The 22,822-nt window shown below is 63.5% G+C and carries 17 protein-coding genes and 1 tRNA gene (1 of these 18 running past the window's edge); 7 read left to right on the top strand and 11 right to left on the bottom strand.

The window, feature by feature from the left end; genetic code table 11:
* Window positions 1–2: 2 nt before the first annotated feature.
* The 9 genes from D1820_RS07665 to D1820_RS07625 form a co-directional block, all read right to left on the bottom strand.
* Window positions 3–1,055 (bottom strand): MotA/TolQ/ExbB proton channel family protein, encoded by a 1,053-nt coding sequence (locus D1820_RS07665; RefSeq protein WP_118068419.1) that lies wholly within the window; start codon window positions 1,053–1,055, stop codon window positions 3–5.
* Window positions 1,052–2,104 (bottom strand): siderophore-interacting protein, encoded by a 1,053-nt coding sequence (locus D1820_RS07660; protein ID WP_118068418.1) that lies wholly within the window; start codon window positions 2,102–2,104, stop codon window positions 1,052–1,054. Before D1820_RS07660 ends, D1820_RS07665 begins: the two co-directional genes overlap by 4 nt.
* A 10-nt stretch (window positions 2,105–2,114) precedes the next feature.
* Window positions 2,115–2,897 (bottom strand): ABC transporter ATP-binding protein, encoded by a 783-nt coding sequence (locus tag D1820_RS07655; RefSeq protein WP_118068417.1) that lies wholly within the window; start codon window positions 2,895–2,897, stop codon window positions 2,115–2,117.
* Window positions 2,897–3,913 carry an iron chelate uptake ABC transporter family permease subunit gene (locus D1820_RS07650; protein WP_118068416.1) on the bottom strand — a complete coding sequence of 339 codons (1,017 nt, stop codon included), beginning with the start codon at window positions 3,911–3,913 and terminating at the stop codon, window positions 2,897–2,899. The genes D1820_RS07655 and D1820_RS07650 overlap by 1 nt, the downstream gene beginning before the upstream one ends.
* Window positions 3,910–4,941, bottom strand: coding sequence for an iron ABC transporter permease (locus D1820_RS07645; protein WP_118068415.1), 1,032 nt, complete (start codon window positions 4,939–4,941; stop codon window positions 3,910–3,912). The genes D1820_RS07650 and D1820_RS07645 overlap by 4 nt, the downstream gene beginning before the upstream one ends.
* Before the next feature lies 1 nt (window position 4,942).
* Entirely contained in the window at window positions 4,943–5,977 is a 1,035-nt protein-coding gene (locus tag D1820_RS07640; RefSeq protein ID WP_118068414.1) for an ABC transporter substrate-binding protein, read from the bottom strand.
* Between the two features lie 304 nt (window positions 5,978–6,281).
* Window positions 6,282–6,358: transfer RNA gene (locus D1820_RS07635), tRNA-Arg, on the bottom strand.
* 34 nt (window positions 6,359–6,392) lie between these two features.
* A complete protein-coding gene (locus tag D1820_RS07630; RefSeq protein ID WP_118068413.1) occupies window positions 6,393–6,872 on the bottom strand; it encodes a GNAT family N-acetyltransferase in 480 nt (159 codons plus the stop codon).
* Between the two features lie 187 nt (window positions 6,873–7,059).
* Complete coding sequence (locus D1820_RS07625; RefSeq protein WP_118068412.1) at window positions 7,060–8,577, bottom strand: ABC-F family ATP-binding cassette domain-containing protein; 1,518 nt, start codon at window positions 8,575–8,577, stop codon at window positions 7,060–7,062.
* A 325-nt stretch (window positions 8,578–8,902) separates the two neighbouring features.
* On the opposite strand from D1820_RS07625, the gene D1820_RS07620 reads away from it, so the two are divergent.
* Window positions 8,903–10,129 carry a 50S ribosomal protein L11 methyltransferase gene (locus tag D1820_RS07620; RefSeq protein WP_118068411.1) on the top strand — a complete coding sequence of 409 codons (1,227 nt, stop codon included), beginning with the start codon at window positions 8,903–8,905 and terminating at the stop codon, window positions 10,127–10,129.
* A gap of 345 nt (window positions 10,130–10,474) precedes the next feature.
* Here the strand turns inward: D1820_RS07620 and D1820_RS07615 are convergent, their stop codons facing one another.
* Window positions 10,475–12,340 carry a methyl-accepting chemotaxis protein gene (locus tag D1820_RS07615; protein ID WP_118068410.1) on the bottom strand — a complete coding sequence of 622 codons (1,866 nt, stop codon included), beginning with the start codon at window positions 12,338–12,340 and terminating at the stop codon, window positions 10,475–10,477.
* Between the two features lie 1,016 nt (window positions 12,341–13,356).
* Here D1820_RS07615 and D1820_RS07610 point away from each other — a divergent pair.
* The 4 genes from D1820_RS07610 (at window position 13,357) to fdhF (ending at window position 19,529) form a co-directional block, all read left to right on the top strand.
* The gene (locus D1820_RS07610) at window positions 13,357–13,899 is read left to right on the top strand and encodes a winged helix DNA-binding protein (protein WP_254683379.1); all 543 of its coding nucleotides are present in this window, start codon (window positions 13,357–13,359) and stop codon (window positions 13,897–13,899) included.
* 173 nt (window positions 13,900–14,072) lie between these two features.
* Window positions 14,073–14,969, top strand: coding sequence for a LysR family transcriptional regulator (locus tag D1820_RS07605; RefSeq protein ID WP_027246462.1), 897 nt, complete (start codon window positions 14,073–14,075; stop codon window positions 14,967–14,969).
* Window positions 14,970–15,020: 51 nt separating this feature from the next.
* A complete protein-coding gene (locus D1820_RS07600; protein ID WP_118068408.1) occupies window positions 15,021–16,751 on the top strand; it encodes an NAD(P)H-dependent oxidoreductase subunit E in 1,731 nt (576 codons plus the stop codon).
* Between the two features lie 3 nt (window positions 16,752–16,754).
* On the top strand, window positions 16,755–19,529 hold the full coding sequence (gene fdhF, locus D1820_RS07595; protein WP_118068407.1) for a formate dehydrogenase subunit alpha: 2,775 nt from the start codon (window positions 16,755–16,757) through the stop codon (window positions 19,527–19,529).
* Window positions 19,530–19,785: 256 nt separating this feature from the next.
* Here the strand turns inward: fdhF and D1820_RS07590 are convergent, their stop codons facing one another.
* Complete coding sequence (locus D1820_RS07590; protein WP_118070100.1) at window positions 19,786–20,067, bottom strand: DUF1330 domain-containing protein; 282 nt, start codon at window positions 20,065–20,067, stop codon at window positions 19,786–19,788.
* A gap of 95 nt (window positions 20,068–20,162) precedes the next feature.
* On the opposite strand from D1820_RS07590, the gene D1820_RS07585 reads away from it, so the two are divergent.
* Window positions 20,163–21,056: a LysR family transcriptional regulator gene (locus tag D1820_RS07585; RefSeq protein WP_254683378.1), complete on the top strand. Its 894-nt coding sequence runs from the start codon at window positions 20,163–20,165 to the stop codon at window positions 21,054–21,056.
* Between the two features lie 149 nt (window positions 21,057–21,205).
* A protein-coding gene (locus D1820_RS07580; protein ID WP_118068406.1) for an NADH:flavin oxidoreductase crosses the window boundary here: on the top strand, window positions 21,206–22,822 show its 5' portion. The gene runs 435 nt beyond the window's last position; the window shows 1,617 of its 2,052 coding nt (coding positions 1–1,617); the start codon lies at window positions 21,206–21,208; its stop codon lies off the right edge, out of view.

The raw sequence follows: 22,822 nt of genomic DNA, 5'->3' as shown, positions 1-22,822 counted from the left end.
GGTTACTCAGCGGCGAGTTTCAGCGACTGCGGCTGATGGGCGACAAAGATGCGGGTGGCGCTGTCCTCAACGTCGCGGCGGATGCGGGTGATCACGGCCTCAAACCAGGTCAGCGCGGCGGAGGCTGGGATGGCCACGGCCATGCCGGCAGCGGTGGTCAGCAGCGCCTCCCAGATGCCGCCGGCCAGCAGCGCGGGATCGGCCTTGGACCCGGCGGCCTGCAAGGCCTGAAAGGCGGCGATCATGCCCAGAACCGTGCCCAGAAGGCCTAGGAGTGGGGCAATGGTGGCAATCAATTCCAGCGCGCCAAGGCCGGTGCCGGCCGAGGCCAGATGCAGCTTCGCCACGCGGGCGGTTTCCTCGCGGGCGCGATCTTCGGGCAGGGTGCAGACGGAGGCCAGCGCGGAGGCGACGACTTTGGAGCGGATGCCCCGTCGACCCCGGACGATGTCGCGGGCGGCGTCCTGTTCGCCCCTCTCAAAGGCGGCGACGGCGCGACCCGCCTTGCCCCGCGACCATGCGCCGATCAGCGCCAGCCGCCAGATTTTCCACAGGATCAGCGCCAGCGTGATCACAGAAAGCGCCGCAATCGCCCAGATCGACGGGCCGCCGTCGCGCAGGAACTTGACCGCTTGCGCCGCCGCGTCGCTGGCGGTGTCAGCCAGCATCTCCTGCTGGGAGAGCGGTGCCTCGGGTTGGGGCGCGGGCGTCGCTGCGGGCGTGTCATTGAGCGCGGGGCTGCTGTCGGCTGCGGGTGTCGTCTCGGCGCTGGGGCCTGCACCATCGGCAGTGGTGGTCGCGGGGACGCTGGTGCCGGAGAGGCCCGGTGTTGGCGTTTCACCCGAGACGGCTGGCGCCGCAGGCGTCGATGTGCCCGCCGGGGCAGCCGGGGCAGCGGGTGCGGCTGGGGCCGTGGTGGCTGGGGCCGTGGTGGCTGGGGATTGTGTGGTGATTTGCGGCGCGGATGTGGTCGGGGCGACGGGGGGCTCCTGCGCCACAGCCAGCGAGGGGATCAGCAACAGCGCGGCAAGGGCCGCTGGTCTGCGGATGGTCATGATTGGCTCCAATAGGCAGCGATATAGCTTTGTCCGGGGGCGGGTTTGTCCTGCTTTATCGCGGTGCGCAGGCGCTGCACGTCGGATTTTTCGCAGGCAAACCACAGGAAGTGGTCGGGGGTCCGCGCACGGGCAGTCAGGGCCAGATCGCACAGGCTCTGCTGGTCAGCGTGGCGCAACCAGGTGACGGAGATGCCTTCTGGCGCGGTGATGGGATAGCCGCAATCGGCCCCGTCTGCGGCGAGGAAGACCGCCGCTCCGCGACTGTCACGCGGCAGGGTTTCCAGAATACGGGCCGCTGCGGGCAGGGCGGTTTCATCGGCATAGATCAGGATTTGCGAGGTCTGCGGAATGCCACCACCGCCGGGGCCTGCAATCCGAAGCGTGTCGCCGGGTTTGGCGCCCAGAACCCAATTGGTGGCGCGGCCACCATCGTGCAGGAAGATGTCAAAGGTCATCTCTGCGGCGGCATGGTCGATATCGCGGATGGTATAGACGGGGCGGTGCAGCGCCTTGTCACCCGAGGGCCAGACAGTGGCGCCGTTTTCAGCCACATGAGGCCACGCGGGGTCGGCGCAATCCGCAGCGGGCAACAGCAGGCGGAAATGAATGGCGTCCTCCTGAAAGCTGCTGAGATCGGCCGCCTTCACCCGGACCCGCAGGAAGGCGCGGCCCACCGGTGTGATCGACATCACGGTGGTGACATGCACGTTCGGAGGCAGCGCGCCGACGGTGGCGGTGTCGGACCAGCGCAGGGTCTGGGACAGGCCAGGTTGCAGCTCCTCCAGATGTTCGGCAAAGCCATCCTTCAGCATATGCAGACGGTCGGGCAGGGCGGCAGAGACGCGGATTTCGATCCCATCACCTTGCGCGGTGAAATGATAGTGGCCAAAGCTGGGCACCTCGACCGTGACGGCGCTGTCGCTGTCTTCGATCACCGGCAGCTCATGTTCCTGCGCCATGGCGACAAGGGGCGTGCGCAGGGTACCAAAGGGCAGCGTGGACAGGGTGGCGGTGGTCTGTAGCGGGAAGGTCGGGTTGATGGTCATGGGGTCTCACTCACTCCGGGATGACATGCGGGCTGCCGTGGACGGGATCGGCAATGATCCGGCAGGGCAGGGCGAAGACGGAGTGCAGGACGCCTTCGGTGACCACCTCCTTCGGGGGGCCTTCGCAGAAGACCTGCCCGTCTTTCAGCGCGATCATATGGCTGGCAAAGCGTGCGGCCAGATTGATGTCATGCAGCACCATGACCACGGTACGCCCGGTGTCCCGGTTGAGCTGCTGCACCAGTTTCAGCAGTTCGATCTGATGCGGCAGATCGAGGTAGGTCGTGGGTTCATCAAGCAGCAGGATGTCTGTGTCCTGGGCCAGCGCCATGGCGATCCAGGCACGTTGGCGCTGCCCGCCGGAGAGCGCCTCAAGCGGGCGATCGGCATGGGGTGTCATATGGGTCAGATCAAGCGCGCGGGTGACTGCCTCGGCATCCTGTCTGGACCATTGCCGCAGCGGAGATTGATGCGGGGTGCGACCACGGGTGGCGAGGTCGCGTACGGTCAGCCCCTCCGGGGCGGTGGGGGTCTGCGGCAGGATCGCAAGCCGCTGCGCCACGGCGCGGCTGCCCTGTCGGTGGATCGCCTTGCCATCCAACAGCACCTGACCCTTGCCCGCAGGCTGCAGCCGCGCCAGCGCCCGCAGCAAGGTGGATTTGCCACAGGCGTTGGGGCCGACGATCACGGTGAGTGCGCCATCGGGGAGATCTGTCGACAGACTGTTGAGCACGGGTGTGCGGCTGTAGGACACCGAGAGATCCTCGGCGCGCAGGCGGGCGGTGGCAGCCATCACAGGGCTCCTTTTCTGAATTGGGCCAAGAGCAGCCAGATCAGTACCGGGGCGCCGATCAGCGCGGTGAAGACACCGGCAGGCAGCTGGATCATCGGGACCGCGCGGGCGGCGGTATCGGCCAGCAGGGTGATCAGCGCGCCGGTGGCTGCCGCAGCCAGCAGCACGGGGCGGCCATTGGGGATCAGGCGGCGGGCGATGGGACCGGCGGCAAAAGCCACAAAGGGCAGCGGCCCGGCGGTGCTGACAGCCAATGCGGCAAGCAGGATGCCGGTGCCGGTGAGTGCAAGTCTGAGCGGTGACAGCGCCATCCCCAGCCCGGTTGCGATATCATCGGCCATGCCCAGCCGGGTGAGCGGGAAGTGCAGCCAGATCACAGCCGGGGCCAGCAGCAGCAGGCCGCCCCAGATGAGGGCAACATCGCGCCAGCTGCGGGCGTTCAGCGTGCCGATCAGCCATTGCGCCATATCTGCGGCGGTCTGGGCATCCATGCGGCTGATCAGCAGATCGCCTAGGGCGGTCAGCACGAGGCTGGCCCCCACACCGGTCAGGATCAGCCGATAGGGCGGCAGGCCGCGCGACCAGGCCAGGAGGGTCACAACACCGGCGGTGATGAGCGCGCCGACGATGGCACCGGGCAGCACCATGCCACCGGTGAGCATCATCGCCACCAGCGCGCCGCAGCTGGCCCCGGCGTTGAAGCCGATCACATCGGGAGAGGCCAGCGGGTTGCGCATCATGGTCTGGAACAGCGCACCGGAGAGGCCGAAGGCAGCCCCTGCGCCAAGTGCGGTCAGGATACGCGGCATCCGATGGTCCAGCAGGATCATCTGCTGGATCGCGGTGCCGCCGCCGGTCAGGATCTCCCGCATGTCCGCAAGGCTCAGCGGGTAGCTGCCCAGGGTCAGGGCCAGCACCGCGGTCGCCAGCACCACGCTGAACAGCAGGGCCGCAGTGAGAACCGCGCGGTGTGAGATTTGCAGCGACAGGGCGGAGAGGCGGAGGGTCCAGATCATAGCTTGCGCACCCCGTTGCGGCGAACCAGCCAGATCAGCACCGGTCCGCCAATCAGTGCGGTCATCACCCCGGCCTGCATATTGCCGCCAAACAGCGCCAGCCGCCCCAGAAGATCTGCCGCGATCAGCAGCAGCGCGCCGAACACGGCAGAGAAGGCGAGCGACCAGCCAATCGCGGGACCTGCGGCCCAGCGGGCGATATGCGGCACGATCAGCCCGGCAAAGGCAATCGGCCCGGCCATGGCAACGGTTGCGCCACATAGAAGCACAATCGCGGCCCCGGCTGTGAGCCGTGTCAGCCCGGTGCGCACGCCCAGCCCCTTGGCGGTATCCTCGCCCAGCATCAGCGCATTGAGGCCGAACCCCGCGATAATGGCCAGCAGCGCGCCCAGAATGAGAAACGGCAGCAGGGACTGGAGCGTCGCGGGCTGAATGCCGTCGAACCCGCCCAGCACCCAGAACCGATAGACATCCAGCGTCTGTCGGCTGACCAGCAGCAGGGCACGGGTGAGTGCCAGAAACAGCGCGCTGACCGCAGCCCCGGCCAGGATCAACCGCAGCGGGTTGGCCTGGCTGCCACCGCCGAGGAGGAACACCAGCACGGAGGCGGCCAGACCACCACCGAGGGCCACCCAGATGAATTCAGCCGGGTCGGTCACGCCCAGAACTAGAATGCACAGCACAACCCCAAGGGCTGCGCCACCGTTGATGCCCAGAAGGCCGGGATCAGCCAGCGGGTTGCGGGTCATCGCCTGGATCAGCGCGCCCGACATGCCAAGGGCCGCCCCCGCCAGCCCGGCCCCGATCAGTCGCGGCAGGCGCATATTGCGCACCACGATATGATCGGCATTGTTCGGGTCATAGGCTGTCAGCCCCCCCCAGATCTCCGCCCAGCTGGTGGCGCGGGCACCAAGGCTGAGGGCGGCAATGGACAGCAGGCAAAGCGCAAGCAACGCAGCCCCAAGCCACAGCAGCCGCAGATCGCCAGTGCTGGAGCGCCGAGGAAGCGAGAGTGTCGACGCGGTCATGTCAGGAGCCTCCCTTCGCGAGTAGCCCGGCATTTGCAGTGCTGCTCACCACGGTTGCGGGGTCGCCATCCGCCGCCGCCTCCAGCAGGGCCACCAGCTGGTCGAGCGCATAATCGAGGCTGAGCGGGCTGGAATGGGACAGCGCAGCGGACAGCAATTTGTCGGCATAGATCTCGCGCCCCTCGCGATAGGCCCGTGTGGTATGGCGCAGCGGCATCCGGGCGAGTTTTTCGACATTGCGCCCGGTATCCAGCCAGATCAGCGCATCCACATCCATCGCTGACGGGTCTTCGGCGGGGAATTCAACGTAAAACCTGTTGAGCGCATTTGGCCCGCCCGGCGCGTCCGGCACCGAAAACCCTAATGCGGTGAGGAACTGGCCGCGAATATCGGCACGGGTATAGGCGCGGGTGTGGCCGGCCCAGGCCATCATGGCGCTGGCGCCTTGCCATTCGGGATGGGATGCACGCAGCTCGGCAAAACGACCCTCAATCCGGGTGACAATTGCCTCAGCGGTGGTGCGTTTGCCGGTGGCGGTTCCCAGTCGCAGCAGCATCTGCTGCCAGGGGGTGCCATAGTCGCCATCCTCGGCGCGCGGCGGTAGGGTCGGGGCGATTTGCGACAGCAGCGCAAATTGCTGCGCGGTGATGCCAGACCACTGTGCGGCGATCAGATCAGGCTCCATGGCCGCGATCCGTTCGATGTCGATCTCGCCCCGCATCACCACCGGTTGAGCCTCCCCAAGCGCATCATGCCCCCAGGGCCAGACGCCATAGGGATCGCTGCCGTACCATTTGCGCAGCGCATAGGGGCGCTCCCCCAACGCCAGCAGAAAATCATGCCCGATGAAGCTGAGCGAGACGATGCGGGTGGGTTTGGCGGGCACCGTCGTGGTGCCGTAGCGATGGTCAATCACCACCGGGAAAGGATCTGCGCTGCTGTGCAGCGGCAGGAGGCCCAGCACCAGCGCGGCCAGTGGCGCCGCACAGGACGCCAGTGGTTTGCGCCAGCCGGATCCACGTCGGGAAACCCGCATATGTCGGAGATTTTTCCCCGTCTTCTGAGGTGGATAGGCCTGTCTCACGTGTCTCTCCAGCCAGCGACAGGAGGCTGCCGCAGTGTTGATCATTCTGTAGATCTGGGATGGCTGGATTTCGGTGCCGCGAGAGGCGCAGAATCTTGCTGAGAGCGCCATTTCGGGCGCGTTCCGTCACCTATTTAACCTTAGTTCTTTTGTCAAGTTAAGGGAAGGGCGGCCTGTCGCAGAGGTCAGGCAGACATCGTGTGAGCCGACCAGATATGACCGGTCTGTCCCAAATTGCCGAATGGTAAGGGCGTGCTGGCGATCCCTGAAGGACTCGAACCCTCAACCTGCTGATTAGAAGTCAGCTGCTCTATCCAGTTGAGCTAAGGGACCGCTGGCGCCAGTTATGACAGGACGCGGGGAAGGGTCAAGTCGCGGCGGGCAGGTCGAGGCGCATAAAGAGCGACCAAGGGTCTTCGGTGTAGCCTTCGAACGGCGGACATTCGACAAAACCGTAGCTCTCGTAAAGCCGTCTTGCGGCAAGAAAATCGGGTGTGGAGCCGGTTTCCAGATAGATCGCTGTTGCCTGTTCCGCACGCGCCCTGTGCAGCAGAAATTCAAGCATCTGACGCCCGGCGCCGCTGCCGCGGGCCTCAGCCACGGTGTGCATGGATTTCAATTCGCGCCCGCCGCCTGACAGCGTTTTGAGAGCGCCCATCGCAATCGCTGTGCCCTCGCGCCGCAATAGAAAGAAGGCCACATCCGGGGCGTCAAGCCCGCTGCCGTCGAGCGCGTGGCAACTCTCTTCAGGGGATTGTGCGGCCATCTGGTCCAGATGACGGCGGATCAGAGACCGGGCCTCGGGCTCTGCCGGGCTGGCTCGGGTGATGGCAATCGTCGCGGGCATTGCGGGGTATCCTCTGGTCTGGCCTTACCCCGCTTTGGGGCCGGTATTGCTGCCCGCAGGGTCACCAAAAGTGCGTCGCGGCGCAAGCGGTTCTGCGGTGCTGAGGCAACGGGGTGCGCTGCGGACAGCGCTTTGCCTAAAATTTAGGCAGGTGGCGGCAGGGCGGCTGGCCTGCCGCCCCGATCTGTCAGGTGGCGGCCATTTCAGAGGCGAGGAAGGCCTCGGGGCTGGCGACCTCCTCCAGGCGGCGACCGCGAATCTGCCAGAACCGATTGCCAACTGCGCGCAGGAAACTGCGATCGTGGCTCACCAGCAGACAGGCGGCACCATGGGCGACCAGCTCTGCCTCCAGCGCTTCCTGGCCTTCGATATCGAGATGGTTTGTCGGCTCATCCAAGAGATAGAAATTCGGGTGTTTGAGCCGCAAAAGCAGCATTGCCAGCCGCGCCTTCTGCCCTCCCGAGAGGGCCGCAACCGGGGTATCCTGCAGGGCGAATTTGACCCCGGCACCCGCCAGCAGGCTGCGCGCGGATTGGTCGCCAACATCTGACGCCGCCGTGACCAGCGCCAGCGGTGTTTCCGGCTCGGACAGCTGGCTGAGATGTTGATCCGAGTAGGCCGGGACAACCGAGGGCGCGCATTTGATGTCCGCGCGGGCGCCGGTCAGGGCCTGCTGGATCATTCGGACCAATTGCGTTTTGCCAGTGCCATTGGCGCCCAGCAGCACGATGCGGTCACCGGGGGTGATCCACTTCTGCCCCGTGCTGTAAAGCGGCCGTCCGTCCGGCGTGTCCACCGTGAGATCATCCAGTGTGATCAGGGCCTTGGCGTGGGTGCCGCTGTTGCCCAGCCGGATGTCACCTGCGGAGTGTTCGCGGTGCGCCGGGGTGGCCGCAGCCTCCAGCCGGTCGGCGCGATCCGCCAGCTGCTTGGTCTTGGTCAACAGCAGGTCGGAGCCGGAGTTGGTGCCGACATTTTTCAGCTTGGCCGCCTGCTGGCGCAGCTGCTGGGCCTTCTTCAGGTCATTGCTGTGGCGGCGCGCCTCAGCGGCGTCATGGTCGTCCAGAGCACTGCGGGCGGCAGAAAACGGCAGCTGAAACACCCGCGATCCCTCTGCCCGCAGGAACAGGGTGCGCGTGGTCGTGGCATCCAGAAAGGCGCGGTCATGGGAAGTGATCACCATCGGCAGATCGCGGGGGCGCTGCGACAGCCAGCCTTCCAGAAAGGCGATGCGTTTCAGATCCAGATGGTTGGTCGGCTCATCCAGCAGCAGGAGATCCGGCGTATTGATCCAGGCGGCAGCGAGCATGGCGGTGCGCTGCCAGCCGCCGCTGAGCGTGCCCAGCGGCTGGTGCTGGAAGTCATACGGCACCTGCAGCTCATCCAGCACCACATCAACGCGCCAGCTTTCGTAATCGGCTTGCTCGGCTGGCAGCGCGGCCTGCACCCAGTCGTACAGCGTGATTGGCAGCGCGTCTGCGGGCAGGCTTTGTGTCACATGGCCGATGCGCAGGCCACGGGCGCGGGTGATTTCACCTGTTGTTGGGGCCAGCTCATTGGCGAGACAGGCCAGAAGGGTTGATTTCCCGCGCCCATTGGCGGCGACCAGACCGATACGGTCGCCTTTTGAGAGGGTCAGGGAGAGGTCGGAGAACAGCGGATCGCCAAGGGTGACACCCAGGGCATTGAGATTGATGATGGACATGGAAAACTCAGCTCAAAAAGATATGGCCGCGGCAGCGGCAATAGGCAGACCAGTTTCTGAGACTTTCCTCTGGCCAGCCCTGCAAACGGATTTACAGGGCCAGACGGGGGCCGTGCTGAAGTCGGCGGATGATACGCATATTCAGCTGATGCCCTCCCATTGTGTGTGTGACCGTTATCGCAAGGCTAGAAAACTGAGCGGTGCTTGGCAAGGGGGCGGTCGCTGAGGCGTGCTGGATGTGCCGTGCCGCCTTTACCAATTCTTAGACCCGCATGGAGGATAGTCGCGTTCAGGTGCATTTGCCTCAAATAGGGAAAACTAAAAATTGCTTAAAATACAAACGCCGAACCCTGCTCCGCGCTCCTCCCAAACGGCGCGTGCGGATGCCGGGACATTTGTGCAGCTTGCAAAAACGGCCTCCCTTGCGGATGGCGGGGTGCAGACCTCGCAGCTGTTGGCAGAGGCGTTGCAACTGGACCCGCATCACCATGAGGCGCAGATTCTGCAGGAGCGGCTGCATCAGACGTTTGTGCCGCGTTGGCATTTTCCCATGCTGGCAGATCAGGCACGCAACCGCGCCTATGCCGAGGCGATCGCGATGAAGGTGAGGCCGGGCGATATCGTGCTGGACATCGGCTGCGGTGCGGGGCTGACGGCAATGCTGGCGGCGCGGGCCGGAGCCAAACATGTCTATACCTGCGAACAGCAGCCGCTGATCGCGGCGGCGGCCACGCAGGTGATTGCCGACAACGGTCTGAGCGACCGCATTACGGTTCTTTCGAAGTGGTCGCATGAGATTGTCATTGGCGTTGATATGCCGGAACAGGCCGATGTGGTGGTCTCTGAGATCGTCGATACGGTGCTGCTGGGGGAGGGCGCGCTGGATACGCTGAGCCATGCGATGGCTGTACTGGCCAAACCGGGCGCGCGGGCGATCCCTGAAACCGGGACATTGGTGGCGCAGCTGGTTGAGAGTGAGGCGTTGCTGCAGCAGTGGCGGCCACAGACAGCGGAGGGGTTCGACCTCAGCGCATTTCATCATCTGGCGCGGGTGGCGCAGATCACGCCAGGAGATTTTATGGCCTGCGGACTGCGGTCTCTGGGGCCGGGCACCGATCTGTTTCAGTTTGATTTTACCCGCCCCGATGTGGCCCCGGCGCGCAGCAACGCACGGTTGGGCTGCACGCATGGCGGTGAGGCCCATGCGGTTTTTGTCAGCTTCGAGATGCAGCTGGCACCGGGGATTGCGCTGACAAACGGGCTTACGTCGGATGGGCATTGGGGGCGGACGGCGTTTCTGCTGGATGCGTCGCGGCGGCTGTCGCCCGGCGATGAATTGCAGGTGACAGCGCAGCACGATGCCGCCGCGCTGAGTGTGTCGGTCCATGCTGCAGGGACTGCGGCGGATCGGGCTCAGGTCTGGCTGGAGCCTGCCTGGCGGCTGGAGGCGGACCCGTCTGAGGCGACCCCTCTGGCGGCGCTGGACTATCCGGGCTGGGCGCCGACGCAGAGCGCATCGGCTGAGGCGGCACCAGTCCGCGCCTGTTCCTGAACTCTGGCGCGCAGCCTGTGCCAAGGCTGCGCCGACCTGATGGGATCGGCTGCGGTGAACACCCTTTGTGACAGTGGTTGCTGCCTATCATGCAAACGAAAAGGGGGCGCCTCGTCGGAGGCCGCCCCCTTGTTGTTGGGAAAGCAATTGCGCCTGACTGACTATGCTGGTGTGGCGTAGTGGCGTGACGGCGCACTTGACCAGATAGCCCAGCGGTCGGGCGCAATTTGGGAGCCGCTCCTGCCGTGGCGGACTGGTGTTGTGGGGCTGGTGTGAGAGATAGGATACCACGAAAAAGGCGCGCCTGATGGGGCGCGCCTTGTCAGTGTGTCGATTGCAAGGGGATCAGAAATCCTCCCATCCGGCGGCGGCCTTTGCCGGGCTGGCGTCAAAGAAATCATCATCACCATGCGCCGTGGGCGCCGGGTTCGCCGCCGCGGTTGGTTCGGCGGTTGTGGTTGGCCGGGCTGGCGCCGGGGCACTGGGGGCCATGGCCACCACATTGCCTGCTGCCTTGCGGGTTTTGAAAACCGAAACCTGACGGGCCAGTTCATTGGCATCGTTGCGCAGGATCTGGCTGGCTGCGGTCGATTCCTCAACCATGGCGGCATTGTGTTGGGTCACCTGATCCAGTTGGGTGACACCGGTGTTGATCTCGCCCAATGTGGTGGATTGCTCCTGCGCGCCAGTGGCGATGCCGCTGACATGACCGGAAATGGTGGCGACCCGGTCGATGATCTGCTTCAGCTCCTCGCCGGCGCGACCGACTAGATCCACACCTTCGCCCACGTGGCTGGTGCTCTCGCTGATCAGGGCCTTGATCTCCTGTGCGGCATCCGAGGAGCGTTGCGCCAGCGCGCGCACTTCGGATGCGACGACGGCAAAGCCACGTCCAGCCTCGCCTGCGCGGGCAGCCTCAACACCCGCGTTCAGGGCCAGAAGGTTGGTCTGGAACGAGATGTCGTCAATGACGGAGATGATCTGAGAGATCTTTTCCGATGAGGTTTCGATCTTGGACATGGCATCCACGGCGCGGGTGACGACCTCGCCGCTGTTGACGGCCGTCTCTTTGGCCTCGGATACGATCCCCTCGACCTCACGCGCGCCATCGGCGGCGGATTTCACGCTGACAGTCAGCTGTTCCATCGCGGCGGCGGTCTCTTCCAGCGTGGCGGCCTGCGATTCCGTGCGCTGTGACAGATCCCCGGAGGACTGGCTGATTTCCTCGGCACTGGCGCGAATGCGTGAGGAGTTTTCGATCACCGCGTCAATAATGCCGACCATCTTGTCGACAGTCTTGTTGAAATTCTGGCGCAGGCTTTCGTAATCGGCCGAGAATTCTTCGTCGATGGTCTGCGACAGATCCCCTTCGGAGAGGGTATGAAGCCCATCGTTCAGGCGGTCCACAACCAGCTTCTGTGCGGCCTGATCGGCATGGCGCTGTTCTTCGACGGTGCGGGCCGCGGAGAGTTGTGCCTTCAGCGCCTCAATATGGCGTGCAATCAGGCCGATTTCATCGCCGCGCGTCTGGTGTTCGGTATCGTGGTCATAATCCCCATCGGCAAGACGGTTGATGGCGGTGGCGACATCGCCAAGGGGGCGGGACATCATCGACCGCAGCGCAACCACGGAGAGGCCGAGCATGACCACAAAGGCGGCCCCCGCAAGGAGGAAGGACAACAGCTGGTTCGGGGCCACTTCGGCAAAGGCCACATCCGGCGACCAGACCATGCCGACAGCGCCGACCACAACGGTGCCTTCGGCGCCCGCTGTTGCAGGTGCAGCGACCAGATAGCCGTTCTCGCTATACTCCATCTGATTGGATTCCATCGCTTTTTGCGCGACGAGCGTCAGTTCCGCGATTTCAGCCTCTGTCGCGACGCCGGTGGAGGCGACGGTCTTGCTTTTGCCGTTGATCGCAATGCCGTGGCTGGCGCGACCGTTCGACAGCTCAATCAGCGATTCTAGATCGCTCTCGAGACGTTCGGTGTCGCCAAAGCGGATGGCGCCGCCGCTGCGCGCGGCCACGGTTACGGTGACACCTTCGGCCAGCGTCCGCACGCCGCTATCAACGGCTTCGCCCAGAATTTTCTGGTTTTCCCAGGTTAGAAACAGGGTGACCACAAGGGTGGACACTGCAATGAGCAGACTGCATTTGGCAAAGACAGAGAGCCTGTTCAGGGCCGCACGTGCAGGGTTTCGGAATTTCATTTCAGCACCTTTCAGTCGCCGTTGCGCGGAACTGGCGCGCGGGCGGTATTTGAGTCGGACTAATACCGACAGCCCCCAATAGGCAGCCGCGCCATCGGGCTGCCTCGCTTCACGATGGGATTGACCGGAATTGGACACCCCAGAAAACCATGCCCGATTGGGGGCGGCGACATGGTGAACACAACATGGCATGCCTTTGCACAGGCTCGGATGCCGGTAGTCAGCAAGCGCGAAATAGCGCTGCCCCAATTGAGACAAAAAACGACAGGAAAAGGCGCGGCGACTTTGCGGAACAACTGCAGACACCGCCCTGTAATGGACGTGCAGTGTGCGTATCGCGGTGTAACAGGCCGCAACGAGACTGGTCGGCCCACAGCAGGCCGGGCCGTTACAGGGCGCGGAATCGCTGTGATCGTGGCCTGCATCTGCGCGATAACCAGCTTGAGGTCCGCCCGTCGTTCCAAGGTCCGCTCCTTTTCATAACATGCGCGTCTGCACATATTCGGCGGGTAGCATAGCCATCAGGACTTACCGGTGAATTAATGGCCCAGGCGGCAATGACGGACGCCCCATCGAGCCGGGTATTTTGCGCTGTGATAACGGCGTGAGATGACGGAATTTCACGCAAGGTGATGTTTCAGTTGCGGTTTTGCATCGCGCAGAGGGCGCAGTTTCACTGTCGCGGCGGCCTTGAAGAAGCCTTGCTTTGCGGCAGGCAGGTGCGAAATTTTCTGTCATGAAGTCCCCGTAGGGTGGTATTTTATCTATATTCCATCGTATTTCGCATCATTTAAAATTTATCCGGTTTTTTATTTTCCGCTGATTCTCCAAACCGTTGGAAGAATTCGCCGCGTTTGGCTTCACTTTCTCCTGCACGGACGGGTTGAAACCTAACGCCAGACATTTACTAAGGGGCGTGGTGACGTTTTTGGGGAACGAATGCGGGCAAAACACCTTGACAGAGGGTTTTGCCGCCACCGGAGGCTCATTTTGCCGCTGACGTAAGGAGACTATTGTTGGATACATATTCCGGATCACCCAAGACAGAGGCCGCTGAGGCTGCGGATCAGATCGCTCATCAAGGGGCGGAAGACGATCTGAGCGATTTCGAATTTGCCTTGATGCGGACCTTTGAGGGCTTTGCGCGTTGGCAATCTGAATGCCTGGGTCTGGTGTCGGATCTGGCGGCCTCCGGCCCGGAAATCACCTTGTTGAACGTGATCCGCATGAATGACCGGCCCAAGACGATCAAGGAACTGGCCCGCGTCACCAATCGGGATGATGTGCCGAATATTCAGTATTCGCTGCGCAAGCTGGCCTCGGCAGGGCTGATCCGCAAGACCGGATCCGGGCGTGGCGGGGTGACCTATTCGGCGACCGACGAGGGGCTGGAGATAACCGCCGCCTATGATGTGCAGCGTCGCAAGCTGCTGCTGCAGGCGCTGGAACAGGTGCCGGGGGTGGAAAACCGTGTGGGTGAGGCGACGCGGGTGCTGAACATTCTGACTGGCATCTATGATGGTATTGCCCGCTCGGCAACGGCGCAGCGGCAAATCTAGGACCCGCGTAGCGCCGTTCCGTCTGCCGGTTTCCGCCGACACCCATCGCGATCTCGACAGGGAGCGAGCTTCGGTGCAGGGTGACCTGCGCCCTTGCGTGTTCGGCCTGTTGCGTCATTGGTGATGCACGGGCAGAGATCGGGGCGCCCCGGCAGCAGCAAGGACGTAGAGCGGTGATTGAACTCAAGGATCTGAGGTTGTTGAGCGCCCTGGCGCGCCATCGGCATTTTGCCAAGGCGGCGCAGGACAGCGGCATGTCGCAACCGGCGTTTTCCATGCGGATCCGCAATCTTGAGGACCGTCTTGGCGTGTCGATCGTGCGCCGTGGGAACCGCTTTCAGGGTCTGACCGAAGAAGGCATGATGATTGTGCGGCGGGCGCGCAGCATTCTGGACGATGCCAAGGCATTGGAACAGGAGGTGGCGGCGGCGCGCGGGGAGGTCACCGGCACGCTGGTGCTGGGCGTGGTGCCAACGGCGACGGCGTATGCAGCGCAGCTGGTGGACCGGTTGCATCTGGCCCACCGGCGGGTGCTGGCACGGGTTGAGGTGCTCAGCTCGCTGGTGATCCAACAGCGGCTGTTTGATGGCACCATTGATGCCGGTGTGACCTATCACGACAGTCTGGGCCCGGATCAGGTGAGCATTCAGCCGCTCTATGAAGAGACATATGTGCTGGTCGCGCCGGCGGCTATGGTGGCGGAGCGTCCCGCGGGCGCCGAGGGCATCACCTGGGCGGAGGCGGCGGATCTGCCGCTGAGCCTGTTGGAGCCGCAAATGCAGAACCGGCGTATTCTGGACCGGATCTTTGCCGATCAGGGGCTGCGGCCTGAAGTGCGTTCGGAATCCAGCGGGTTCATGGCGGCGATGGTGATGGCGCGGGCGGGATCGGTTGCAACAATCCTGCCGCAGGCACTTGTCGAGGCGCTGGGTACGCTGGACGGGACAACGGTGCTGCCGCTGACGGACCCGGCTCCAACCAAACCGATTGCCATGGTGACGCTGGACCGTCAGCCTGCCTTGACCACGGTGCAGGCCCTGCGGGCGGTGGTTGACGATTTCGTGCAATAAGCGTTCGTTATCGTACCTTCGAAATTTCCGATTTGACGATAGGCTTCTTCAATGGAATGCCGCCGTAACTGGCGACGCGAAGTGGAGGTCATTGTGGCACCTTTGGACAATAGCAAGGGCGTATGGAAATCTGGCAAAGGCAAGGGGCGCAAAACCCCCAAAGGCCGGCAGCTGGAGGATCAGGCGCATAGCGAGGTTCTGGACCTGATTGGTGACCAGCCGCGCAATCGGGATTTGCTGATCGAATTCCTGCATCTCATTCAGGACAAATACGGCTGTCTCAGCGCGGCGCATATTCGCGCCCTTGCTGAGGAGCTGCGCACCGGGCAGGCGGAGATCTATGAGGTTGCGAGTTTTTACGCCCATTTCGATGTGGTGCGCGAAGGCGAGACACCACCACCGGCGCTGACCATCCGGGTTTGCGACTCTCTGTCCTGCGAGTTGGCGGGGGCCGAAGCGCTGCAGAAGGCGCTGGAAGACGGTCTGGACGCGTCACAAGTCCGCGTGCTGCGCGCGCCCTGCATGGGGCGCTGCGACACCGCGCCAGTGCTGGAAATCGGCCACAACCACATCGACCACGCGACACCCGAGAAGGTGCAGGCGGCGATTGCGGCAGACGACACCCACGCGCATATCCCCGCGTATGAAACCTTTGCCGCCTATGAGGCGGATGGCGGCTATGCCACGCTGAAAGACCTGCGTGCGAATGGCGACTGGGAAGCGGTTCAGGCCAAGGTCAAAGAAGCCGGTCTGCGCGGCCTTGGCGGCGCTGGCTTCCCGTCCGGCACCAAATGGGGCTTTGTGCGCGCCAACGAAGGCCCGCGTTATCTGGCCGTGAACGGCGACGAGGGTGAACCGGGCACCTTCAAGGATCGCTACTACCTTGAGCGGACGCCGCATGTCTTCCTTGAGGGGATGCTGATTGCCGCCTGGGCGGTCGAGGCCGAGAAAGCCTTTATCTATATGCGCGACGAATATCCGGCGGTGCTGGAAATTCTGCGCCGTGAGATCGCCGCGCTGGAAGAGGCGGGCATCGTCGAGGCGGGCTATATCGACCTGCGCCGCGGGGCAGGGGCCTATATTTGCGGTGAAGAAAGCGCGATGATTGAATCGATCGAAGGCAAGCGCGGCGAGCCGCGCCACCGCCCGCCGTTCGTGGCGCAGGTGGGCATCTTCGGCCGTCCGACGTTGGTTCACAACGTCGAGACCTTGTATTGGGTCTGTAAGGTCAACCGCGAGGGGCCGGAATGCCTGAACTCGGTTGAGAAGAACGGTCGCAAGGGGCTGCGCAGCTATTCGGTGTCGGGTCGGGTGAAGAACCCGGGCGTGCATCTTCTGCCTGCCGGATCGACCATCACCGATATCATCGAGGCCTGCGGCGGTATGCTGGATGGCCACGCCTTCAAAGCCTATCAGCCGGGCGGCCCGTCGTCTGGCCTGTTGCCCGCGTCGATGCATGACATTCCGCTCGATTTCGACACGTTGCAGCCGCATGGCACCTTCATCGGGTCCGCCGCTGTTGTGGTGCTGTCCGACAAGGACTCGGCCCGCGATGCGGCGCTGAACATGCTGCGCTTTTTCGAGGATGAAAGCTGCGGTCAATGCACTCCGTGCCGGGTGGGCTGCGAAAAAGCCGTCAAGCTGATGGGCGAAAAGAAGTGGGATCAGGGGCTGTTGGAAGAGCTGAGCGCCGCGATGGTTGATACCTCGATCTGCGGTCTGGGACAGGCCGCACCCAACCCGATCCGCCTGACCATCAAACACTTCCCCGAGGAGGTATAAGCCATGAGCGATAAAATCACTTTCACACTCGATGGCGAACAGGTCACGGCAGACGCAGGCCTGACCATCTGGGAAGTCGCCAACGGTCGCGGGCTGAAAATCCCGCATCTGTGCCACAAGCCGCAGCCGGGGTACCGTCCGGACGGCAACTGCCGCGCCTGCATGGTGGAGATCGAGGGCGAGCGCACGCTGGCCGCCTCCTGCATCCGCGAACCTGCCGAGGGCATGGTTGTCACCACCAACAACGCGCGCGCGGAAGGTGCCCGCAAGATGGTGATGGAACTGCTGGTTGCCGATCAGCCGAAGCAGGAAGAGGCGCGCGATAAGTCCTCCCATCTGTGGGATATGGCAGAGCTGAACGGGGTTTCAGAGTCGCGCTTTCCCAAGCTGGAAAAGGACCGGATCCCGCTCTTGGACGACAGCCATGTGGCGATGAAGGTCAATCTGGACGCCTGCATCTCCTGTAACCTCTGCGTGCGCGCCTGCCGCGAAGTGCAGGTGAATGACGTGATCGGCATGGCTGGTCGCGGCCATGATGCCTACCCGGTGTTTGATATCGCCGATCCGATGGGCGCGTCCTCCTGTGTGGCCTGCGGTGAATGTGTGCAGGCCTGTCCGACCGGGGCGCTGATGCCTGCGACCGTGATGGACGACAATCAGGTTGGGGACAGCAAGGATTACGACAGCGAAACCGAAAGCGTCTGCCCGTTCTGCGGTGTCGGCTGCAAAGTGTCGCTGAAAGTGAAGGATGGCAAGGTCAAGCATGTTGAGGGCATCAATGGCCCGGCAAACGAGGGCCGCCTGTGTGTGAAGGGGCGGTTTGGCTTTGACTACATCCATCACCCGCACCGGCTGACCAAGCCGCTGATCCGCCGCGACGATGCGCCCGCCAAGGGCCTGAACGTCGATCCCGGCAACCTTTCGACCCATTTCCGCGAAGCGACCTGGGAAGAGGCTATGGATCTGGCGGGCAAAGAGCTGATGCGCTTGCGGGACGAAGATCCGAAATCGGTTGCCGGTTTCGGCTCCGCGAAATGCACCAATGAGGAGGCCTATCTCTTCCAGAAGTTCATCCGTCAGGGCTTCAAGCACAACAACGTCGATCACTGCACCCGTCTGTGCCATGCGTCCTCTGTTGCGGCGCTGATCGAAAACGTCGGCTCAGGGGCTGTGACCGCGACCTTCAACGAGATTGAGAACGCCGATGTGGCGATCGTGATCGGCTCCAACCCGATTGAGAACCACCCGGTGGCGGCGACCTATTTCAAGCAGTTCACCAAGCGCGGCGGCAAGCTCATTGTGATGGATCCGCGCGGCGTCGGCCTGCGCCGCTTTGCCACCGAAATGGTGCAGTTCCGCCCGGGTGCCGATGTGTCGATGCTGAACGCGATTATGAATGTGATCGTCGAAGAAGAGCTCTATGACAGCCAGTACATCCACCGCTGGACCGAGAACTGGGAAGCCGAGAAAGAGCACCTGAAGCAGTTCACGCCTGAGAAGATGTCGGAAATCTGCGGCATCAGCCCGGATCAGCTGCGCCGTGTGGCGCGGATTTTTGCAGGGGGGAATGCGGGTCTCATCTTCTGGGGTATGGGCATCTCCCAGCACATACACGGGACGGATAATTCACGCTGCCTGATTTCGCTGGCGCTGATGACCGGCAACGTCGGCAAACCGGGGGCGGGTCTGCACCCGCTGCGTGGCCAGAACAATGTGCAGGGCGCGTCTGACGCGGGCCTCATCCCGATGTTCCTGCCGGATTATCAGACCGTGACCTCGGATGATGTGCGCAAATCCTTCACCGATGTCTGGGGCGGCGGTGACTTCTCGAACGAGAAGGGCCTCACCGTGACCGAGATTGTCGATCAGGCCTATGCCGGCAATATCAAGGGCATGTATATCCAGGGTGAAAACCCGGCGATGTCCGACCCGGATGCCGACCACGCGCGCGAGGCCTTTGCCAAGCTGGAGTTGATGATCGTTCAGGATATCTTCCTGACCGAAACGGCGAACTATGCCGATATCATCCTGCCGGCCTCTGCGCTCTATGAAAAGAACGGCACCGTGTCGAACACCAACCGTCAGGTGCAGCGGGTGCGTCCTGCTGTGGCGCCTCCGGGTGAGGCGCGTGAGGACTGGAAGGTGACGGTTGAGCTGGCGCGGCGCATTGGTCTGCCCTGGGATTATAGGGATGTCAGCGAAGTCTTTAACGAGATGAAGCTGAACATGAAGTCCCTGAACAACATCACCTGGGAGCGTCTGGAGACCGAGACCATCACCTATCCGTCGCTGCATGAGACCGACCCCGGTCAGGCGATTGTGTTCGGCGATGGCTTCCCGCGTCCCGAAGGCCGCGCCCGCTTCACCCCGGCATCGGTGATCCCGCCGGATGAGGCGCCGGATGCGGACTATCCGATGATCATGACCACGGGCCGCCAGCTGGAGCATTGGCATACCGGGTCGATGACCCGCCGGTCATTGGTTCTGGATGCGGTGGAGCCGGAGGCGAACTGCTCGCTCAACCCGCGCACGCTGAAGCTGATGGGAGTTGAGCCGGGCGAAATGGTGCGCCTGTCAACACGCCGTGGGTCGATTGAGATCATGGCGCGGGCTGACCGGGCCATCGCCGAGGACATGGTGTTTGTGCCCTTCGCCTATGTGGAGGCTGCTGCCAATATCCTGACCAATCCGGCGCTGGACCCCTACGGCAAGATCCCTGAGTTCAAATTCTCGGCGGTGAAGGTTGAGAAGATCGAAGGGCAAATCGCAGCCGAGTGAACCGGCGGATCTGACTGAGACATTAGAGCGGGCGCGGAACCAGAGGTTCCGCGCCCGTTGTCTCTCGTGGCGCCGGGCTGACGCCCGGCGCGGGCGTGGCCCGTTGCTGTGTTGGAAGCAAGAGCGGAGCAAGTGGGGCGCATGAGATGTGGCCGCGCGCGACCTGCGCCGGGCCCAAGGGGCGCGGCGCCACGCCAAACGGGAGCTGGTGGCACTGCCGCCAGCCGACGGGCGGAGGTCTCTGCCTGGGGTTCTGTCAGGCCAGAAGTGTAATCGCGCTTTTGCCTGCGCGCTGGCGCAGGGCGTGCGTCTCCTGCAAATCGGGATCATTGATCCAAGCCTTGGCAGCGTCGGCGTTGGCGAATTCCAGGATGACACCGATACCGGTGGCATCACGCGTGCCTTCGATCACGGTTTGCTGCGGGGTGGAGACCAGCACTTTTGCCCGGTGTTTCTGCAGAGCCGCCCCGGCTTTCTCGCGGTAGGCGGCCATGGTGTCGGGGTCTTTCAGCAGGAGGTTTACATATACATAGGCCATCGTCTGTCCTTTCAGCGTTGATATGAATCTGATGCCAAGCGGTGGGCTGCAAGAAAACACATGCATTTGCGTCTTGCTCATGCGAAAACGCATGTATGCAGATCAACTGGGACGACATGCGGACCATTCTGGCGCTGGTGCGGGCTGGATCCCTGGCCGGGGCGGCGCAGGCGCTCTCCGTCAGTTACACCACCGTTGCGCGCCGGGTGCAGCGGGCCGAGGATATGCTGGGGCGACCATTGTTTGAACGCCGCCCCGATGGCTATCTGGCCACGGCGGAGGCTGAAGACCTGGCCGCTGCGGCGCGGCGGATGGAACAGGCGGAGCAATCGGCGTTACGGAACCTCTCTGGGCGCGATCAGAGCCTATCGGGGGAGTTGGTGCTGACGGCGCCTCAGCTGTTGATCCAGTCTCACCTGGCGCCATTTCTGGCGGAGTTCTGTGCGACCCATCCGGAGGTTGCGCTGACCGTGCGGGCAACAAACGAGGTGCTGGACCTGACCCGGCGCGAGGCGGATCTGGCGATCCGGATCAGCAAGACGCCGGGCGACACGCTGGTGGGGCTGCATCTGGCCGATCAGAAAACCGCCTGCGTGGCGCGGCCCGATCTGGTGGCACAGGCGGCCGCCGATCCGGAGGCGCCGCTCGACTGGGTGATCTACAGCGGATATGACGCGCCACCAAAAGCCGCGCTGCAGCACTATCCCAATGCGCGGATACGGGCGCGGTTTGACGATATGACCTCACTGATTGCGGCGGCCAAGGCCGGAATGGGGGCCGTCAGGATGCCGGTGTACTTGGGGCGGAGCGATCCGGATCTGGCGCCGCTGCCCGGGATTGCGCCGCAGGACTATGCGCCGATCTGGGTGCTGAGCCATCAGGATCTGCTGCAATCGGCCAAGGTCCGTCACTTCAAACGCGGGCTGAAACAGTTCTTTCGCAGCCGCCAGCGAGAGTTCACTTCTTTTGAACAGGGGATCACTGGGTGACCCGGCAGTTGGGGGAGGACCGGAGCGGTGTCGCGCAAGACTGTTGATGGCGTCGGAAATTGACCTGACACATCTGTCCAGAACTGTGAACTTGTCAGTGGGTCCCGGGCGGCGGTGCGGGTATCCCGCCCCCTTTGCAGGAGCCTGTTATGTCCAACGACCCTTTGCTACAGCCCTACCAGCTGAAACATCTCACCCTGCGCAATCGGATCATGACAACCAGTCATGAACCGGCCTACCCGGAAGAGGGGATGCCAAAGGAGCGTTATGCGGCCTATCACGCAGAACGGGCCAAGGCGGGCGTGGCGTTGGCGATGACGGCGGGCTCTGCGGCGGTGTCGCGTGACAGCCCGCCGGTGTTCAACAATATCCTCGCCTATAAGGATGAGGTGGTTCCCTGGATCCGCAATCTGACTGACCAGCTGCATGAGCATGGTTGCGCGGCGATGATCCAGCTGACCCATCTGGGGCGCCGCACCGGTTGGGACAAGGGCGACTGGCTGCCCTCAATCAGCTCCTCGCGCCACCGCGAACCTGCACACCGCGCCTTTCCGAAGCTGGCGGAGGATTGGGACATCACCCGGGTCATCGCCGATTTCGCCGATGCCGCGGCGCGGATGAAGGAAGGCGGCATGGACGGGATCGAACTGCAGGTCTATGGCCATCTGCTGGATCAATTCTGGTCGCCGCTGACCAATGATCTGGACGGACCCTACGGGGGGCAGACGCTGGACAGCCGGATGGCGCTGCCGATGGCGGTGCTGACGGCGGTCCGTGAGCGGGTGGGGGATGAGTTTATCGTTGGCCTGCGGTATACAGCGGATGAGGCGCAGGCGGGCGGGATCACCCCTGAGGAGGGGCTTGAGATCTCCAAACGCTTGGCCGCCAGCGGGATGGTGGATTTCCTGAATGTGATCCGGGGCCGCATCCACACGGATCCGGCGATGACCGATGTGATCCCGGTGCAGGGGATGCCGTCGGCGCCGCATCTGGATTTTGCCGGTGCGGTCCGGCAGGCGACAGGCCTGCCCACCTTTCATGCGGCCCGTATCCCCGATGTGGCCACCGCCCGCCATGCGATTGCCAGCGGTCTGCTGGATATGGTGGGTATGACCCGTGCCCATATGGCTGATCCGCATATTGTGCAGAAGATCACCGAGGGGCGCGAGGATGACATCCGCCCCTGTGTGGGCGCCACCTATTGTCTGGACCGGATTTATCAGGCCGGGGAGGCGCTGTGCATTCATAACGCCGCAACCGGGCGCGAGTTGACGATGCCGCATGTGATCAGCCCGGCTGAGCAGCACAAGAAGGTGGTGATCGTTGGCGCTGGCCCCGGTGGGTTGGAGGCGGCGCGCGTTGCGGCAGAACGCGGTCATGTGGTCACCGTCTTTGAGGCGGCGCCTGATCCCGGCGGACAGGTCCGGCTCACCGCGCAAAACCAGCGCCGCCGCGAGATGATGGGCATCATCGACTGGCGCATGGCGCAATGTGCCGCACGGGATGTGCAGTTCCGCTTCAACAGCTGGGCGGAGGTTGAGGATGTGACCGCTCTCTCTCCTGATGTTGTGATCATTGCAACCGGCGGGCTGCCGAATATGCAGCTATTCGAGGCGGGCGAGGAGGCCGCGCATGTTGTTTCCGCCTGGGATATCATTTCGGGGGATGTGACGCCCGGCGGGTCGGTCCTCATATATGATGAGAGCGGTGATCACCCGGCGCTTCAGGCGGCAGAGGTCGCCGCCGCGGCAGGGGCCACGGTTGAG

Source organism: Phaeobacter sp. LSS9 (genome assembly GCF_003443595.1).
Taxonomy (GTDB): Bacteria; Pseudomonadota; Alphaproteobacteria; order Rhodobacterales; family Rhodobacteraceae; genus Phaeobacter; species Phaeobacter piscinae.
The sequence above is the reverse complement of the archived record's forward strand: the minus strand, read 5'-3'. Positions and strand labels throughout refer to the sequence as shown.